16 protein-coding genes are annotated in these 16,597 nt (G+C 70.6%); 1 reads left to right on the forward strand and 15 read right to left on the reverse strand.

Translation table 11 applies throughout. The annotated features are described in order from the left end of the window. Positions 1-40 precede the first annotated feature (40 nt). The 7 genes from LY05_RS02930 to LY05_RS02960 all read right to left on the reverse strand — a co-directional run bounded on the left by LY05_RS02930 (position 41) and on the right by LY05_RS02960 (position 7,814). On the reverse strand, positions 41-1,186 hold the full coding sequence (locus LY05_RS02930) for an iron-containing alcohol dehydrogenase (protein WP_072748153.1): 1,146 nt from the start codon (positions 1,184-1,186) through the stop codon (positions 41-43). Between the two features lie 3 nt (positions 1,187-1,189). Beyond that, positions 1,190-2,575, reverse strand: a complete 1,386-nt coding sequence (locus tag LY05_RS02935; RefSeq protein WP_072748152.1) for an aldehyde dehydrogenase family protein — start codon at positions 2,573-2,575, stop codon at positions 1,190-1,192. A gap of 3 nt (positions 2,576-2,578) precedes the next feature. Then, entirely contained in the window at positions 2,579-3,946 is a 1,368-nt protein-coding gene (locus LY05_RS02940; protein ID WP_148922052.1) for a glutamine synthetase family protein, read from the reverse strand. Positions 3,947-4,034: 88 nt separating this feature from the next. Next, the gene (locus LY05_RS02945; RefSeq protein WP_148922053.1) at positions 4,035-5,081 is read right to left on the reverse strand and encodes a TRAP transporter substrate-binding protein; all 1,047 of its coding nucleotides are present in this window, start codon (positions 5,079-5,081) and stop codon (positions 4,035-4,037) included. A gap of 96 nt (positions 5,082-5,177) precedes the next feature. Then, the gene (locus LY05_RS02950) at positions 5,178-6,500 is read right to left on the reverse strand and encodes a TRAP transporter large permease (protein WP_072748149.1); all 1,323 of its coding nucleotides are present in this window, start codon (positions 6,498-6,500) and stop codon (positions 5,178-5,180) included. Position 6,501: 1 nt separating this feature from the next. After that, positions 6,502-7,008 (reverse strand): TRAP transporter small permease subunit, encoded by a 507-nt coding sequence (locus LY05_RS02955; protein WP_148922054.1) that lies wholly within the window; start codon positions 7,006-7,008, stop codon positions 6,502-6,504. 29 nt (positions 7,009-7,037) lie between these two features. Next, positions 7,038-7,814 (reverse strand): N-formylglutamate amidohydrolase, encoded by a 777-nt coding sequence (locus LY05_RS02960; protein WP_148922055.1) that lies wholly within the window; start codon positions 7,812-7,814, stop codon positions 7,038-7,040. Positions 7,815-7,960: 146 nt separating this feature from the next. On the opposite strand from LY05_RS02960, the gene LY05_RS02965 reads away from it, so the two are divergent. Further along, positions 7,961-8,833, forward strand: coding sequence for a MurR/RpiR family transcriptional regulator (locus tag LY05_RS02965; protein WP_148922056.1), 873 nt, complete (start codon positions 7,961-7,963; stop codon positions 8,831-8,833). 4 nt (positions 8,834-8,837) lie between these two features. Here LY05_RS02965 and LY05_RS15515 read toward each other — a convergent pair whose 3' ends face one another. From LY05_RS15515 to LY05_RS03000, 8 genes are all read right to left on the reverse strand, one after another. Further along, positions 8,838-8,960: a hypothetical protein gene (locus LY05_RS15515; RefSeq protein WP_256598400.1), complete on the reverse strand. Its 123-nt coding sequence runs from the start codon at positions 8,958-8,960 to the stop codon at positions 8,838-8,840. 26 nt (positions 8,961-8,986) lie between these two features. Next, complete coding sequence (locus LY05_RS02970) at positions 8,987-10,234, reverse strand: formate dehydrogenase subunit gamma (RefSeq protein ID WP_148922057.1); 1,248 nt, start codon at positions 10,232-10,234, stop codon at positions 8,987-8,989. A 94-nt stretch (positions 10,235-10,328) separates the two neighbouring features. Further along, a complete protein-coding gene (gene fdh3B, locus LY05_RS02975; protein WP_148922058.1) occupies positions 10,329-10,937 on the reverse strand; it encodes a formate dehydrogenase FDH3 subunit beta in 609 nt (202 codons plus the stop codon). Positions 10,938-10,952: 15 nt separating this feature from the next. Next, on the reverse strand, positions 10,953-13,853 hold the full coding sequence (locus LY05_RS02980) for a molybdopterin-dependent oxidoreductase (RefSeq protein ID WP_148922059.1): 2,901 nt from the start codon (positions 13,851-13,853) through the stop codon (positions 10,953-10,955). Between the two features lie 147 nt (positions 13,854-14,000). Next, positions 14,001-14,186, reverse strand: coding sequence for a hypothetical protein (locus LY05_RS02985; protein WP_072748142.1), 186 nt, complete (start codon positions 14,184-14,186; stop codon positions 14,001-14,003). A gap of 47 nt (positions 14,187-14,233) precedes the next feature. Next, positions 14,234-14,851, reverse strand: coding sequence for a TorD/DmsD family molecular chaperone (locus LY05_RS02990; protein ID WP_148922060.1), 618 nt, complete (start codon positions 14,849-14,851; stop codon positions 14,234-14,236). 180 nt (positions 14,852-15,031) lie between these two features. Next, on the reverse strand, positions 15,032-15,970 hold the full coding sequence (locus LY05_RS02995) for a DUF3306 domain-containing protein (protein ID WP_148922061.1): 939 nt from the start codon (positions 15,968-15,970) through the stop codon (positions 15,032-15,034). After that, positions 15,967-16,548 carry a DUF3305 domain-containing protein gene (locus LY05_RS03000; RefSeq protein ID WP_245728431.1) on the reverse strand — a complete coding sequence of 194 codons (582 nt, stop codon included), beginning with the start codon at positions 16,546-16,548 and terminating at the stop codon, positions 15,967-15,969. The genes LY05_RS02995 and LY05_RS03000 overlap by 4 nt, the downstream gene beginning before the upstream one ends. Positions 16,549-16,597: the final 49 nt, after the last annotated feature.

A 16,597-nucleotide genomic window follows, 5' to 3' on the forward strand; every position in this document is an offset into this window, starting at 1 on the left:
TGACCCTGCCGGGCCGCCGGCGGGCGCGCCGCAGACGGCCTTACCAGGCGGCGCGCAGCAGCTCGAGCGCGGCCTGCTCGGTCAGCTCGACCGGGTTGCCGCCCGCGCTCGGGTCCTTGACGGACATGGCGGCGATCTGGGCGAAGCTGTCCTCGGTCACGCCCAGCTCGCGCAGCCGCGCGGGCACGCCCAGATCGGCGCGCAGCCGCTCGAAGAACCGCACGAAGCCGTCGAAGCCGCCCTCGACGCCCAGATAGGCGGCGGCCTGGACGATGCGCTCTTCGATCGCGGGGCGGTTGAAGGCCATCACCGCCGGGATCAGCACCGCGTTGGTCGCCCCGTGATGGGTGTTGAACATGGCGCCGATCGGGTGCGAGAGCGCATGGACCGCGCCCAGCCCCTTCTGGAAGGCGACCGCGCCCATGGCCGCGGCGCTCATCATGTGGGCGCGGGCCTCGAGATCGCCGGGGGTGGCGTAGGCGCGGGGCAGCCATTCCTTGACCAGGCGCATGCCCTCGAGCGCGATGCCCTGGCTCATGGGATGGTAGAAGGGCGAGGAGAACGCCTCGAGGCAGTGCGCGAAGGCGTCGAGCCCCGTGCCGGCGGTGATGGCCGGCGGCATCGAGACGGTCAGCTCGGGGTCGCAGATCACCTGCGCGGGCAGCATGCGCGGGTGGAAGATGATCTTCTTCTCATGCGTGGCCGAGTTGGTGAGCACGCCCGCGCGCCCCACCTCGGACCCCGTGCCCGCCGTGGTCGGCACGGCCACGATCGGGGCGATGGCGTCGGCGTCGGCGCGCGACCACCAGTCGCCGATGTCCTCGAAATCCCAGACGGGGCGGGTCTGACCGGCCATGAAGGCGATCAGCTTGCCCAGGTCCAGCGCCGAGCCGCCGCCGAAGGCGACGACGCCGTCATGGCCGCCCTCGCGGAAGGCGGCGACGCCGGCGGCCAGGTTGCCCTCGTTCGGGTTGGGGTCCACCTGGCTGAACAGCGCGCGGCCCAGCCCCGCCGCGTCGAGCGCGTCGAGCGCGCGCGCGACGATGGGCAGCGGCGCGAGGCCGCGATCTGTGACCAGCAACGGACGGCGCATGCCCGCCGCCGCGCAGGCCTCGGGCAGCTCGGCGATGCGGCCGGCGCCGAAGCGGATCGCGGTCGGGTAGCTCCAGTTGGCGACGAGCTTCATGGCTCAGACCTTCTTCTTGAGGTGGTAGGATTTCGGACGCGTGAGGTTGTGGAACCCGATCACCGACAGCGCCCCGCCGCGGCCGGTGTCCTTGCAGCCGGTCCAGCACAGCGCGGGGTCGAGATAGTCGCAGCGGTTCATGAACACCGTGCCGGTGCGCAGCCGCTCGCCCACCCGCGCGGCGCGCGCCGCGTCGCGGGTCCAGAGCGAGGCGGTCAGCCCGTAGTCGCTGTCGTTCATCAGCGCCACGGCCTCGTCGTCGTTCTCGACCTTCATGATGCCGACGACGGGGCCGAAGCTTTCCTCGCGCATCACGCGCATCTGGTGGTTGACGTCGGTCAGCACCTGCGGCGCCAGATAGGTTCCGCCGTCATCCTCGGGGAACAGGGCCGGGTCGATATGGGCCTTCGCGCCTTGGGCCAGGGCCTCGGCGATCTGCTCGCGCACGGTGCGGGCCACGCGCAGATTCGCCATCGGGCCAAGAGTGGTGGCCTTGTCCAGCGGGTTGCCCAGCCGGTATCCCTTCACGATCTCGACCGCCTTCTCGACGAAGGCGTCGTAAAGCGGCGCGGCGACGTAGATGCGCTCGATGCCGCAGCAGCACTGGCCCGAGTTGAACATCGCCCCGTCGATCAGCCCCGCGGCCGCGGCGTCAAGGTCGGCGTCGTCCATCACATAGCCCGGATCCTTGCCGCCCAGCTCGAGCCCGAGCGGGGTGAAGGTGCCGGCGGCGGCGCGCTCGATGGCGCGGCCGGCCTCGACCGAGCCGGTGAAGTTCACGAAGTCGAAGCTGCGCGCGGCGATCAGCCCCTCGGTGGTCTCGTGGTCGAGGAAGAGGTTGACGAAGACATCCTCGGGCACGCCGGCCTGGTGGAAGGCCTCGGCCAGGCGCTCGCCGGCCAGAAGGGTTTGCGTGGCGTGCTTGAGCACCACCGCGTTGCCGGCCATCAGCGCCGGGGCAAGGGTGTTGATGGCGGTCAGATAGGGGTAGTTCCACGGCGCGATGACGAAGACGACCCCGTGCGGCTCGCGGGCGATGCGGCGCTCGAAGGCGTCGGAGTTCTCGATCACGAGGGGGGCGAGCGCCTCGTCCGCGATCGAGGCCATGTAGGCCGCGCGCTCGCGCACGCCGCCGAACTCGCCGCCATAGCGCACGGGCCGGCCCATCATGTGGGCCAGCTCGACCACGAGGCGGTCGTTCATGCGGCCCAGATTCTCGACGCCCTTCATCACCAGCTCGACGCGCTCGGCCAGCGGGCGGGCGGCCCAGGCGGCCTGGGCGACGCGGGCCGCCTCGACGGCGTGCGCGGCCTGAACGGGGTCGGCGACGGGCCGCTCGGCATAGACCGAGCCGTCGATGGGCGAAATGCAGCGCAGGGTCTTGGTCATGGGTCAGGCTCTTTCGAATCCGCGGCGCAGCTCCCAGTCGGTCACCGCGCGGTCATGTTCCATCTGCTCCCAGCGGGCGGCGTGGACATAGTGGTCCACCACCGCGTCGCCGAAGGCTTCGCGCAGCAGCGCCGAGCGGTCCAGAAGCTCGGTCGCCTCGCGCAGCGTGCGGGGGATCTCGGCGACGTCCGCGCCGGCATAGGCGTCGCCGACATAGGGCGGCTCCAGTTCCATGTTCTTCTCGATCCCGTCAAGCCCCGCCGCGATCAGGGCCGCCATGGCCAGATGGGGGGTCAGATCGGCGCCGCCGATGCGGCACTCGACGCGCACGGCCTTGCTCGCCTCGCCGACCACGCGGAAGCCCGCGGTGCGGTTGTCCAGCGACCAGACGGTCTTGGTCGGCGCGAAGGTGCCGGGCGCGAAGCGCTTGTAGGAGTTGACGTGCGGCGCGAGGAAATAGGTGATCTCGCGAGCGTGGCGCAGCAGGCCGGCCAGCCAGGCGCGCATCAGCGCCGACATGCCGTGCGGCGCCTCGGGGTCGAAGAACAGCGGCTTGCCGTCCATGTCGACCAGCGACTGGTGGATGTGGCTGGAGTTGCCGGCGTGGCGGGCGCTCCACTTGGCCATGAAGGTGACGGCGTGACCCTTGGCCCAGGCGATCTCCTTGGCGCCGTTCTTGATGATGGCGTGCCGGTCGGCCATGGTCAGCGCGTCGGCGTAGCGGACGTTGATTTCCTCCTGCCCGGCGTCGGCCTCGCCCTTGGTGTTCTCGATCGGGATGTCGGCGCCGTAAAGCCCGTTGCGGATGGCGCGCATCACCGCCTCTTCCTTGGTGGTCTGGAAGATGTGGTAGTCCTCGTTGTAGGCGCTGATGGGCTCGAGCCCCATATGGCCGGCGGCCTGGGCCTGCTCGTAGCTCTGGCGGAACAGGAACAGCTCAAGCTCGGTGGCCATCATGGCGCGCATGCCCATGGCTTCGAGGCGCGCGACCTGCTTCTTGAGCATCGCGCGCGGCGAGTGGGGCACGGGCGCGTGGTCGTGGTGGTCGAGCACGTCGCAGATCACCAGCGCCGTGCCCTCGAGCCAGGGAACGCGGCGCAGCGTGTCGAGATCGGGCTTCATGACGTAGTCGCCATAGCCCGACTCCCACGAGGTGGCCTTGTAGCCCTCGACGGTGGACATCTCGAGGTCGGTGGCCAGCAGGTAGTTGCACGAATGCGTCTCCTCCCAGGCGGAGTCGACGAAATGGCGCGCGTGGAAGCGCTTGCCCATCAGGCGGCCCTGCATGTCCACCTGCGCGGCGAGAACGGTGTCGATCTCGCCCGTTTCGGTCAGCGCGCGAAGCTCGTCCAGTGTGAGTTTGCCAGGCATGGGCGTGTCGTCCTTCGTTCTCGTCGCGGCGCCGCCCCCGGCGCGCGGCGGCGGCGGGGGCGGCGGATGATCGGATTCGGCGGGCCGCTCAGTCGTAGCGGTAGGGGCGGCCGGCCTTGGCCATGACCTCGTTGTATTCCTTGAAGATCTGCACCACGCGGGCCGCGCGCGGCGAGGTCTGGGCGATCTCGTCCCAGAACTTGTGCGCCTCGGCCTCGACCTGGGCCCATTCCTCGTCCGGGATGGTGGTCAGCTGCATCTTCTTGCCATGCACGCGCAGCTTGGCCTCGCCGCCCCAATACCAGTGCTGGCGGTAGTAGTGCGAGCTGTCCATGCACACGCGGAACAGCGCCTTGAGGTGCTCGGGCAGCTCGTTCCAGCGTTCTTCGTTGGCGAAGTAGCTGCCGATCCACGCGCCCGAGATGTTGTTGGTCAGGAAGTAGTCGGTCACGTCGGCCCAGCCGACGGTGTAGTCCTCGGTGATGCCCGACCAGGCGATGCCGTCAAGCTCGCCGGTCTGCACGGCGACCTCGACGTCCTCCCAGGGCAGCGTCACGGGCACGACGCCGAAACGCGACAGGAAGCGGCCCGCGGTCGGGAAGGTGAACACGCGCAGCCCCTCCAGATCCTTGAGCGAGCGGATGGGCTTCTTGGTGGCGAAGTGGCACGGGTCCCAGGCGCCGGCCGACAGCCACTTGACGCCCTCGACCTCGTCATAGGCCTCTTCCCAGATCTCCTTGAGGCCGTATTGCTCGAACAGCACCGGCACGTCCAGCGAGTAGCGCGTGGCGAAGGGGAAGTAGCCGCCGAACACGCTCACATCCGTCGGCGCGGCGATCGAGTCGTCGTCCGACTGCACCGCGTCCACCAGCCCGCGCTGCATGGCGCGGAACAGCTCGCCCGTGGGCACCAGCTGGTCGGCGTAGTAGAGCTGGATCTCCATCTCGCCGTTGGCGATCTTGTTGAACATGTCGATCGACGGCTTGATGACGTGCTGCGCCAGCGCCGGGCCGGCATAGGTCTGAAGGCGCCACACGATCTTCGACTGCCCGTGAACGGCGGGGGCGGCCAGCGCGCCGGCGCCCGCGGCCGCGCCGACGGCGGTGGTGCGGAGGAAATCTCGTCTCGTCGTCATGGTCGTTTTCCCTGTCTGAGGGGCCCTCGGGCCCGGTTTGCGCCCGCCTTGTGCGCCGGCGGGTCTTGTGGTTGTCGCTCGCCCCATCCTTCGGCCTCAGCGCCCGTAATGCTGCTCGGGCAGCCAGAGGGCGATCTGCGGGAACATCATCACCAGCGCCAGCGCCAGGATCATCACCCCCACGAAGGGAATGATCGAGGCGTAGATGTCCCGCAGCCGCACCTCGGGCGGCGCCATGGCGCGCATCAGGAACAGGTTGTAGCCGAAGGGCGGGGTCATGTAGGCGATCTGGCAGGTGATGGTGTAGAGCACGCCATACCACACCAGATCGAAGCCCAGCGCCTTGACCAGCGGCACATAGAGCGGCGCGACGATGACCAGCATGGCCGTGTCGTCCAGGAACGTGCCCATGAGCAGGAAGCTCAGCTGCATCAGGATCAGCACTTCCCACGGGCCAAGGCCCAGATCCTGCAGGAAGAAGCCCTCTATGGCCCGCACCGCGCCCAGCCCGTCGAACACCGCGCCGAAGCACAGCGCCGCCAGGATGATCCACATGAACATGCAGGTCACGCCAAGGCTCTTTTGCAGGATCACGCCCATGACCTGCCGGTTGAGCCGGCCCTTGGCCAGCGCCGCCAGCGTCGCCGCCAGCGCGCCCACGGCCGAGCTTTCGACCAGGCTGGTGTAGCCCATCAGGAACAGCCCGGTCATCGAGAAGAAGATCGCCAGCGGCGTGATGCCCGCGCGCAGCAGGCGCAGCTTGTCGGCCAGCGGCATGGCGCGCTCTTCGGGCGGCAGGGCCGGCCCCAGCGCCGGGTTCAGCCTGCAGCGCACGACGATGTAAAGGATGAACAGCCCCGCCATCATCAGGCCGGGGAACACCCCCGCCAGCCACAGCTGCCCCACCGGCTGGCGCGCGATCATGCCGTAAAGCACCAGAACCACCGAGGGCGGCACCAGGATGCCAAGGCTGGATCCCGCCTGAATCACCCCCGTGACCATGCGCTTGTCATAGCCGCGGCGCAAAAGCTCGGGCAGGGCGATGGTCGCGCCGATGGCCATGCCCGCCACCGACAGCCCGTTCATGGCCGAAATGGCCACCATCAGCACGATGGTCCCGATCGCCAGCCCGCCCGACAGGCCGCCGAACCAGACGTGGAAGGCCTCGTAAAGGTCGTCGGCGATGCGGCTTTCGGACAGGACGTAGCCCATGTAGATGAAAAGCGGCAGCGTCAGCAGCGGATACCACTTCATCAGCTTCATCGCCGCCGAGAAGGCGAACTCGGCCCCGCCGTCGCCGTAAAGGAACAGCGCCGACAGCGCGCCCACCGCTCCGATGGCCGCGAACACGCGCTGCCCGGTCAGCAGCATGACCATCATCGAGGCGAACATGGTCGTGGCGATCAGCTCGTAGGACATGTCAGAGCTCCTCGCCGCGCAGCTTGGCGACGTCCTTGAACAGCAACGCGAAGGCCTGGAGCAGCATCAGGAAGATGCCGATGCAGGCCACGATCTTGATCGGCGCCATGTAGGGCGCCCAGGACGAGTAGCTGCGCTCGCCATATTTCAGCGCATAGGCGGTCGAGGACAGGCCGCCATAGAACAGCAGCGCCAGATAGGCGATCAGGAACAGCACGGTGAAGCTGTCCATCCACGCCTTCGCACGGTCCGACAGCGCGCCGTAGAGCAGGTCCATGCGCACATGCTCGCCCGCCTGCAGCGACCACGGGCCGCCCAGGATGTAGTAGGCGACCATGGTGAACTGCGCCATTTCCAGCGTCCAGTTCGCCGGCACGAAGAAGGCCTTCGAGATCGAGGACCACAGCAGGATGCCCATCAGCGCAAAGATCAGCAGCATCGCGAAGCGGCCGATCGCGGCGTTGACCGCATCGACGGCGCGGACGTAGCGGCGGATCATGTCGGGCATGGCGCGGCTCCTGCTTCGGTCATCGGTCGTCATCGGTCGTCATCGGTTGCGCTTGGCGCCAGGCGCGCAAGCGCGTCGCGCAGCGCGTCCGAGAGGAGCTCGGCCATGGCGCGCTGGGATTGGGCGTCGGCGATCAGGTCGTTGCGGATCTCGATCATCACATTCGCCAGGCCGCGGGGCAGGGCGTGGGCGCGCAAGGTGTGGGTCACGCCGTCCTGCGGGCCGTAGGGCCGGTTGCGCGCCGCCGGGGCGCCGGCCGCGTCCAGCGCGGCCAGAAGGGCGTCGGCCAGGCGCGCATCCTCGTCATGCAGCACGCCCAGACGCACGTCGCGCGGCCGGCCCATCCAGACGGGCGTGAAGCTGTGCACCGTGACCAGCGCGGCGGGCGCGCGCGCGTCAAGCATCGCGCCCAGCGCGTCGCGGAACGGCTCGTAGATGCGGCGCGTGCGGTCGGCGCGCGCCTCGGGGGTCAGGTTCTCGTTGCCGGGAATGCGGAATCGCTCGACCTGCGCGGGCATGGCGCCGGGCGCCTCGGGCGGGCGGTTGCAGTCGTAGATCAGTCGCGACACCTGGCCCGCCACCAGCGGCGCGTCCAGGATGCGCGACATCTCCTCGGCCACGGCCAGCGCGCCGGGGTCCCACGCGGCGTGGCTGAGCCGCGCCTCGGGCGCAAGGCCCATGTCGCCGAACTCGGGCGGGATCCGCGGCGAGGCATGCTCGCACGCCAGGACGACGGGTCCGAGGCCGTCCGCGTTGCGGACAAGGGGCGCGTAGACGGGCTTGGACTGGGGCGCGGCGGCGTGCATCGTCTGTCTCCTCGGGTTCGAGCATTCCAGAACCGCCGCGCCAGTCAACCAATTTTTGTAAGAAATGTTTCGCGCCGCTTCATTCTGGCGCATACTTTACACCAAGGGGGCGCAAGGGGCCGCGCCCCGAACAAGCGGAGGCGCCCATGGCGGCCGACGACAGGACCGTGGCCGAAAGGCTGCGCGCCCGTTTCGAGGATCTGACCCGCGCCGAGCGCCAGCTGGCCGACGCCATGCTGCGCGACTATCCGATGCTGGGCCTGGGCAGCATCACCGCGCTGGCCGAGGCGGCGCATGTGTCCTCGCCCACGGTGGTGCGGCTGGCGCGCAAGCTGGGCTATGGCGGCTTTTCCGATCTTCAGGCGGCGCTGCGCGACGAGCTGCAGGCCACCATCTCGAACCCCATCGCCCGCCACGACCGCTGGGCCGAGGACGCGCCCGCGGCCCATGCGCTGAACCGTTTCGCGGATGTGGCGCTGAGCAACATGCGCCAGACGATCAGCAGCATCGACCCGGCCGATTTCGACGCCGCCGCGGCGCTGCTCGCGGACCGCAAGCGCGCGGTGTTCGTCACCGGGGGGCGCATCTCGCACGCGCTGGCCGACTACCTTTACACCCATCTGCAGGTGATCCGCGCGCGCGTGACGCTTGCGCCCGGCCATGGCGCGACCTGGCCGCACCACGCGCTCGAGATCCGCGCGGGCGACGTGCTGATGATGTTCGACATGCGCCGCTACGAGCGCGACCTGCTGCGCTTCGCCGAGGCGGCGTCCGAGGCCGGGGCGCAGATCGTGCTCATCACCGATCAGTGGGGCTCGCCCATCGCCAAGCTGGCCGCGCACAGCTTCCACGCCCGCATCGAGGCCCCCTCGGCGTGGGATTCGAACGTGGCGCCCATGGTGCTGGTCGAGGCGCTTCTGGCCGCGGTCGAGGCGCGCGACTGGGACGACACGCGCGAGCGCATGCGCCGGCTCGAGGCGCTGTTCGACCGCAGCCGCACCTTCCGCAAGTTCACCTGAGGGCTCAGAGCCGCACGGCCTGGCTTGCGGTGCGTTCGGCCGCGCTCCAGCCCATGGCGTGCAGGGCGCGGTCCGCGGCGATGGCGATGACGATCATGGCCGCCAGGGCGGCGAGAAAGGCGCGCATGGTCATGCTCCTTGCGATCGCGTCGGTCAGCCTTGCCCGGCCGGGGCCGAAGGCGCGGGCGCCTTGCCCTGCGCCTCGAGTTCGGCCAGCCACAGATTGTGATGCTCGGCCGCCCAGTTGCGGTCCACCTCGCCCGAGCCCATGGCCTCGAACCCGCCCTCCATGCCGATCGTGCCGATGTAGATGTGCGCCAGGATGATGGTCGTCAGCCCCAGCGCCACGATGGCGTGCCAGATGCTGGCCAGCTGCATTTCCTCATGCGGGGCCAGCTGCGTGGGCAGGCCGGCGTCGAACCCCGCCAGCGCGGCCAGGTCGTTGATGTGCGCGAAGGTGGCGGCGAAAAGCGGCAGCTCGAAGGGGAACAGCAGCGACAGGCCCGAGACCGCCAGCGAGGCGCCCAGCACCACCACCGACCAGAAGATCAGCTTCTGCCCGGCGTTGAACTTGCGCGAGGGCGGATGGCCGCCCCCGAAGAACCCGCCGCCCATGGCCAGCCATTTCAGATCGTGCCGGTTGGGCAGGTTCTGCCCGACCCACATGACGAACACCATGACCAGGCCCGCCATGAAGGCCCAGGCGACGTTGTTGTGCGCCCATTTGCCCGCGGCCGCCAGGGCGGCGAAGGCCTCCTTGCCCATCAGCGGGATGAGCGCCGGGCGGCCGTAGGTGACCATCAGTCCGGTCAGCGCCAGGACGATGAAGCTGCTGGCCAGCAGCCAGTGGGCGAAACGCTCGACGCCGGCGAAGCGGCGCACCTTGACGCCCGAGCGGCCGCCCTCGATGCGGATCGGGCCGCGCAGCAGGTAGAAGACCGCCAGCAGCGCCAGCATGCCGCCCATCGCCCACAGCCCGTATTCGCGCAGCGGCCCGTTGCGCGCCGCCAGCCAGCGCATGCCGCCGTCCTGCACCAGCACCCGATCGACCGGGCGCCGGGTCGAGACCGTGACCTCGGCCGTGCCGAAGCGCAGGGCGCGCCATACATCCGCATCCGACGCCCCGCCCAGCGTGCCGAGCGGCGCGCGCATGCCCATGGGCGGCGGCAGATCGAGGGGCGGGTTGGCGGCGCGCCGCCGCTCGACCGCCGCGCGGTCGCCCGCCTGTCGGCGCAGGATGTCCTCGAGCGTCTGGGACGTGGGCGCGGGCGGCGCCGGCGCGACGACGGCGTCGGCGCGCGCCGCCCCGTTCGGCGTCGGCGCGGCGGCCAAGAGCAGCGCCGCGCCAAGCGCAAGCGTCAGCCGCGCGACGGCGCGGCGGATCTGGCTGCAAGAGATCATGCGCAGGTCTCCGGGTCCTGGCCGCTGGGGCCGGTGCAGAATTCCACGCCGCGGGGGCGGGCGCGCCGCCCCCGCGGATCGGCCGCGGCGGCGCTCAGCCGCCCTTGAGCCCGTAGGCCGTTCCCCAGCCCCAGGCGCCCGAGCCGAAGCCGCGGGCGACGACGCGCTCGCGGTAGATGGCGGACACCTCGTCGCCGTCGCCGGCGAGCAGGGCCTTGGTCGAGCACATCTCGGCGCAGATGGGCAGCTTGCCCTCGGCGATGCGGTTGCGCCCGTATTTCTGGAACTCGGCCTGCGAGTTGTCCTCTTCGGGGCCGCCGGCGCAGAAGGTGCACTTGTCCATCTTGCCGCGCGAGCCGAAGTTGCCCGCCTGCGGAAATTGCGGCGCGCCGAAGGGGCACGCGTAGAAGCAATAGCCGCAGCCGATGCACAGATCCTTCGAGTGCAGCACCACCCCGTCCTCGGTCTGGTAGAAGCAGTCGACGGGGCAGACCGCCATGCACGGCGCGTCCGAGCAGTGCATGCAGGCGACCGAGATCGAGCGCTCGCCCGGCTTGCCGTCGTTGATGGTGACCACGCGCCGGCGGTTGATGCCCCAGGGCACCTCATGCTCGTTCTTGCAGGCGGTCACGCAGGCGTTGCATTCGATGCACCGCTCGGCGTCGCACAGGAACTTGGCCCGCGCCTTTCCTCCGAGTGCCATGTCTGACGTCCTCCCTTATGCCGCCCAGATCTTGCACAGCGTCGCCTTGGTCTCCTGCATCTGGGTGACCGAGTCGTAGCCGTAGGTCTGCGCCGTGTTGGTGGATTCGCCGAGCACATAGGGGTCGGCGCCCTTGGGGTATTTCGATCTGCGGTCCTCGCCCTGGAACCAGCCGCCGAAGTGGAACGGCATGAAGGCGACGCCGGCGCCCACGCGCTCGGTGACCATGGCCTTGACCTTGACCTTGCCGCCCTCGGGGCCCTCGACCCACACCATCTGACCGTCGCGGATGCCCAGGTCGTTGGCGTCGCGGGTGTTGACCTCGACGAACATGTCCTGCTGCAGCTCGGCCAGCCAGGGGTTCGAGCGGGTCTCGTCGCCGCCGCCCTCGTATTCCACCAGGCGCCCCGAGGTGAGGATGATCGGGTAGTCCTTCGAGAAGTCCTTCTTCTGGATCGACGCGTAGAGCGTCGGCAGACGGTAGAACTTGCGGTCCTCGTAGGTCGGATAGTCGGCCACGAGGTCGCGCCGGTTGGTGTAGAGCGGCTCGCGATGCAGCGGCACCGGGTCGGGGAAGGTCCAGACCACGGCGCGGGCCTTGGCGTTGCCGAAGGGCGCGCACTCGTGCTTGATCGCCACGCGCTGGATGCCGCCCGACAGGTCGGTCTTCCAGTTGGTCTTGTCGCCGGCGATGCCTTCGATGACCGCGCGCTCCTGATCCGTCAGGTCCTTGTCCCAGCCCAGCTCCTTGAGCATGGCCATGGTGAACTCGGGATAGCCGTCGCGGATCTCGGACCCGGCCGAGTAGACGCCCTCGGCCAGCAGGCTCTGGCCGTCGCGCTCGACCCCGAAGCGGGCGCGGAAGGTCAGGCCGCCCTTGCTGACGGGCTTGGACATGTCATACAGGATCGGCGTGCCCGGATGGCCCATCTCGGGCGTGCCCCAGCACGGCCAGGGCAGGCCGTAATACTCGCCGTCATTGGGCCCGCCCACCGCCTGAAGCGTGGTCCGGTCGAAGGTGTGCTGGTTCTGCATGTGCGAGCGCAGGCGCTCGGGCGACTGGCCGGTGTAGCCGATGGTCCACATGCCGCGGTTGAACTCGCGGGTGATGTCCTCGACCTTGGGCTCGGGGCCGCGGTCGGTCTCCTGCACCTCGATGTTGCGGAACAGCCGGTCGGCGAAGCCGAACTTGCGCGCGAACATCGCCATGATGGTGTGGTCGGGCCGGCTCTCGAACAGCGGATCGACGACCTTCTCGCGCCACTGGATCGAGCGGTTCGACGCGGTGACCGAGCCGTAGGTCTCGAACTGGGTGCAGGCGGGCAGCAGGTAGACGCCGTCCTTGCGGTCGTGCAGCACGGCCGAGACGGTGGGATAGGGATCGACCACCACCATCAGGTCCAGCTTCTCCATCGCCTTCTTCATCTCGGGAAGGCGGGTCTGCGAGTTGGGGGCGTGGCCCCACAGGACCATGGCGCGGACGTTGTCGGGCTGGTCGATGTTCTCCTTGGCCTCGAGCACGCCGTCGATCCAGCGCGAAACCGGGATGCCGGTTTCGTTCATCAGCGGCTTGTCCTTGCCGTCCTTGCCCTTGAGCGTGGCGAAGCGCGACTTGAGCCAGTCCAGATCCTCGCCCCACACGCGCGCCCAGTGCGCCCAGGCGCCGGCCGACAGGCCGTAATAGCCCGGCAGGGTGTGGCTGAGCACGCCAAGGTCCGTCGCGCCCTGCACGTTGTCATGGCCGCGGAAGATGTTCGTGCCGCCGCCGGCCGTGCCCATGTTGCCCAGCGCCAGCTGCAGGATGCAGTAGGCGCGGGTGTTGTTGTTGCCGTTGGTGTGCTGCGTGCCGCCCATGCACCAGATGACGGTGCCGGGCCGGTTGTTGACCAGCGTGCGCGCCACGCGCTCGAGCTGCGCGCCGGGCACGCCGGTGACGCGCTCGGTCTCGGCCGGGTTCCACTTGGCCACCTCGGCGCGGATCTGGTCCATGCCCCACACGCGGGTGCGGATGAACTCCTTGTCCTCCCAGCCGTTCTCGAAGATGTGCCAGAGGATGCCCCAGACCAGCGCCACGTCCGAGCCCGGGCGGAAGCGGACGTATTCGTCGGCATGCGCGGCGGTGCGGGTGAAGCGCGGATCGCACACGATCAGCGGCGCGTTGTTGCGCTCCTTCGCGCGCAGGATGTGCAGCAGCGAGACCGGGTGCGCCTCGGCCGGGTTGCCGCCGATGACGAAGATGGCCTTCGAGTTGTGGATGTCGTTGTAGGAGTTGGTCATCGCGCCATACCCCCACGTGTTCGCGACGCCCGCGACCGTGGTGGAGTGGCAGATGCGCGCCTGGTGATCGACGTTGTTCGTGCCCCAGTAGGCGGCGAACTTGCGGAACAGGTAGGCCTGCTCGTTCGAGTGCTTGGCCGAACCCAGCCAGTAGACGCTGTCGGGGCCGCTCTTCTCGCGGATCTCCAGCATCTTGTCGCCGATCTCGTTGATGGCCTCGTCCCAGCTGATGCGGACCCACTCGCCGTTCACCAGCTTGGTGGGATATTTCAGCCGGCGCTCGCCATGGGCGTGCTCGCGCACCGAGGCGCCCTTGGCGCAATGGGCGCCCATGTTGAAGGGGCTGTCCCAGCCGGGCTCCTGCCCGACCCAGACGCCGCTCTGCACCTCGGCGACCACCGTGCAGCCGACCGAGCAGTGGGTGCAGACGGACTTGATGATCTCGACGTTGTCGGCCGCGGACTGCGCGCGCGCGCGCGTCACGCCGGCGCCCGTGGCGCCCAGCGCCGCCAGGCCGCCGACCGCCAGACCCGAGCCGCGCAGGAAGCTGCGGCGGTCGATGGATTTCGATGCGATGCGCGACAGGACCGATGCGGCGCGGGGGCCTTGCGCAACCCCGTCGCTCTTTTTCCTGAGCATGGTTCTCTCCCTTGGCTTGACCTTCCTGCGGAAGGCTTGGCTTGCCGGCGCGCGCCCCGCGTCGCCGGAGCGCCCGGCCCGCGGGCGTCGGGGCCTTTCGCAACCCTTCGCCGCGTCAGCGGGCCGGACGGATGAGCGCTGGCGCGCTCAGAAACGCGCCGAGCGCAGGTATTTCTCGACGTGTTCGGTCCGGCGCAGCCCGGCCGGCGCCTTGGCGGGCGCGGCGGCCTTTGCTGCGGCGGGGGCGACCACGGCCGCCGCGGCGGCCGGCGCGGCCGCCCCCGCCAGCTTCAGGAAGTCGCGCCTGGTCGCGGCGGCGTCTTTCTTGCTCATCCTTTCCTCCCATCATGAACCGCGACGAGCGGTCCGGTTTCGCGCGCTCAGCCCTCGAGGCGGAAGGCCTCGCGCTCGATCTGCATGAAGGTGCGGCCCAGAAGGCCCACCGGCGCATAGAGCGCCGACGACTCGGCGCCCTCGAGATCGGTGAAGAAGTGTTCGGCCCAGGGGGCCAGATGCGCGTTGAAGAAGTCGCGCTGCGTGCGCAGATCGGCCGGCGCGCCATAGGCGCCGCGGATCAGGCCCGCCATCATCTCGCACAGCGAGGCGATGTTGTCCTCGGGCTCGAACACGCCCTCGGCGCGGGCGATGCCCAGACGGGTCATGTCCGCGCGCAGCCGCGCCAGCGGCTTTTCGTTCAGGAACCCCGTCATGTAATACGAGCCATAGGGCAGCAGCTCGCCCCGGCCGACGCCGATGAACAGGGCGTCGAACTCGCGCCGGGCCGAGGTTTCGGTCGCCGCGCGCGCAAGACGGGCCAGCGCCGTCACGGCGCGGCCCACGGGGGTGTCGTCGCCCTCGAGCCCGGCGGCGCGGTCCAGAAGATCGCGCGAGGGGGGACGCGCCAGCAGCGCGGCGAGAAAGCCGTAGAGGTCCGCGCGCAGCAAATCCTCGGGCGCGGGGGCGTGCGGCGTCTGCGCGGTTTGGCCGGATGTCGACATGTCCTCCCCAGGCGTCGGTTTCAGGCAGCATCCAGTAAGCGCCAGGCGCGCCGCAATGTCGATCCGTTCGATGGTCGGATGAGGGACGTTTTCATCAGGCGGCGCCCCGCCTCGCGCGGCGGACTCGCGTGGCGGACTTGCGTGGCGGACTGGCGTGGCGGACTCGGGCGGCGGGGCGGGTCAGCCGCGGGGGTCGGCGCCGCCCGGCTCGTCGTCGAAGACGAAGCGCATGCGCGGGCGCGGCCGGGCCGGCGTCGCGTCGCGGGCGGCGTCGAAGCGCGCGGGGGCGCCGCCGGCGGCGGCGGCGTCGGCTGCAGCGTCGTCGGCCGAGGCGCCATGGGCGGGGGCGGTTCTTGCGGCGTCGGATCGGGCCAGGCCCGCCGCCGGGCCCGAGTCCGGCGCGGGCCGGGGCGCGAGGGCCGCATCCTCGGGCTGCCGCGCGGCCCGAGAGGGCGCGTCATCGCGCGCGTCGTCGGGCGCGTCGTCATGTGCATGGCGGGGCGAGACGGCGCGCCCGGCGGCGTCGCCTGAAGCGGGCGCGGTCTCGGGCTCCGACCCGGTGGCGGCCGCGCCCGCCTCGGCGGCCGGGCGCGGGTCTGGCCGCGGCGCCTCGGGCGAGTCGCTCTCCCACGCCGCGGCAAGCCCCCTGCCGACCTGGTAGATCGTGGACACCGCGCCGGCGCCCACGGCCCGGTCGGTGAAATCCTCGGCGTAGTCGAGCAGTCCGTCCGGGGCGCCCAGGCCCGGCTTGGCCCGCCACAGCGCGCGCAGCGCGCGCCTGCGCAGCGATTCGGGCGCGTCGGCGCGCAGGAAGGCCGAGAAATCGCCCTCGGGGCCCAGCGTTTCCGGGGCGGGCAGGTTCAGGCGGGCCAGGGCCTCTTCGTCGCTTTCCTCGCGCCCGGGCGCGCCGGCCTCGCCGCCTTCGGGGGCGGGCCTGGCGCCGGGCGAGCGGGCCTGAGGCGTTGGCGCGGCCTCGGGCGGCGCGGGGTGTGCGGGGCCCTCGGCGCGTTCGGCGGGGGGCGCGGGCGGCTTGGCCTCGCGCGGGGCGGCGGCGCGGCGTTTGCGCGCCGACCAGCGGGCCAGGAACCCGTCGGGGCGGTCGCTGTCGGGCGGGGTCATTCGCTTTCGTCTCCGGGGGTCAGGCGGGGCTTGACCTGCGCGGGCGCGCGGTAGACGTCGGCGGGCTGGCGGATGCGCGGATCGCCCACGCCCTGCGCGGCGCCGGCCGGGCGCGCCTTGTCGCGGCGGCGCTTGACGAAGGGCGTCTCGCGGTGATGCGCGGCGCAGAAGGCGCGCACGAACTCGGCCAGCGCCGGGGGCATGGGCGCCGGCTCGACCAGCTCGTCGCCGCCGTCCTGGTGGTCCTGCGCCTCGTAGGCCGAGGCGGTGACCGCATGCACGCGCCACTCATGCGGGGCGTCGGGGTCCTCTTCGGGGCGCAGGATCACGAAAGCCGTCGGCTGGGCCATGTTCAGCGAGACCATGTAGGCCTCGGCGTCGGCGCGGTGCAGCTCCATGTCCACCGTGGCCGCATGGTATTCGACCGCCTCGCCCTCGCGCCGCAGCTCGCGCCAATCGGCCGGGCCGGCGCCGGGCAGGAGCGCCGCGACGCGCCAGTTCCAGCGCGCCCAGCGGGTGGCGCCGGGGGTGCGGCGCAGGACGACGCCGACGGGAATGGTGGCGGCGGGCGTGGTCAATTTTCCATCCTCCGGCGGGCGCGGGGCGTTTGCGCCCTTGCCGCGGCGG

It is taken from the genome of Oceanicella actignis (assembly GCF_008124525.1).
In the GTDB taxonomy this organism is placed as follows: domain Bacteria; phylum Pseudomonadota; class Alphaproteobacteria; order Rhodobacterales; family Rhodobacteraceae; genus Oceanicella; species Oceanicella actignis.

Bases quoted from the DNA above. Each gene is read 5' to 3' on its own strand.
- LY05_RS02945 (WP_148922053.1), bottom strand. From the start codon at position 5,081: ATGACGACGAGACGAGATTTCCTCCGCACCACCGCCGTCGGCGCGGCC.
- LY05_RS02980 (WP_148922059.1), bottom strand. From the start codon at position 13,853: ATGCTCAGGAAAAAGAGCGACGGGGTTGCGCAAGGCCCCCGCGCCGCA.
- LY05_RS15515 (WP_256598400.1), bottom strand. From the start codon at position 8,960: ATGCGCGCCTTTCTCGCCGCCCTGGCGGCCATGATCGTCATCGCCATC.
- LY05_RS02990 (WP_148922060.1), bottom strand. From the start codon at position 14,851: ATGTCGACATCCGGCCAAACCGCGCAGACGCCGCACGCCCCCGCGCCC.
- LY05_RS02970 (WP_148922057.1), bottom strand. From the start codon at position 10,234: ATGATCTCTTGCAGCCAGATCCGCCGCGCCGTCGCGCGGCTGACGCTT.
- LY05_RS02930 (WP_072748153.1), bottom strand. From the start codon at position 1,186: ATGAAGCTCGTCGCCAACTGGAGCTACCCGACCGCGATCCGCTTCGGC.
- LY05_RS02955 (WP_148922054.1), bottom strand. From the start codon at position 7,008: ATGCCCGACATGATCCGCCGCTACGTCCGCGCCGTCGATGCGGTCAAC.
- LY05_RS02935 (WP_072748152.1), bottom strand. From the start codon at position 2,575: ATGACCAAGACCCTGCGCTGCATTTCGCCCATCGACGGCTCGGTCTAT.
- LY05_RS02965 (WP_148922056.1), top strand. From the start codon at position 7,961: ATGGCGGCCGACGACAGGACCGTGGCCGAAAGGCTGCGCGCCCGTTTC.
- LY05_RS02950 (WP_072748149.1), bottom strand. From the start codon at position 6,500: ATGTCCTACGAGCTGATCGCCACGACCATGTTCGCCTCGATGATGGTC.
- LY05_RS02995 (WP_148922061.1), bottom strand. From the start codon at position 15,970: ATGACCCCGCCCGACAGCGACCGCCCCGACGGGTTCCTGGCCCGCTGG.
- LY05_RS02960 (WP_148922055.1), bottom strand. From the start codon at position 7,814: ATGCACGCCGCCGCGCCCCAGTCCAAGCCCGTCTACGCGCCCCTTGTC.
- fdh3B (WP_148922058.1), bottom strand. From the start codon at position 10,937: ATGGCACTCGGAGGAAAGGCGCGGGCCAAGTTCCTGTGCGACGCCGAG.
- LY05_RS02940 (WP_148922052.1), bottom strand. From the start codon at position 3,946: ATGCCTGGCAAACTCACACTGGACGAGCTTCGCGCGCTGACCGAAACG.
- LY05_RS02985 (WP_072748142.1), bottom strand. From the start codon at position 14,186: ATGAGCAAGAAAGACGCCGCCGCGACCAGGCGCGACTTCCTGAAGCTG.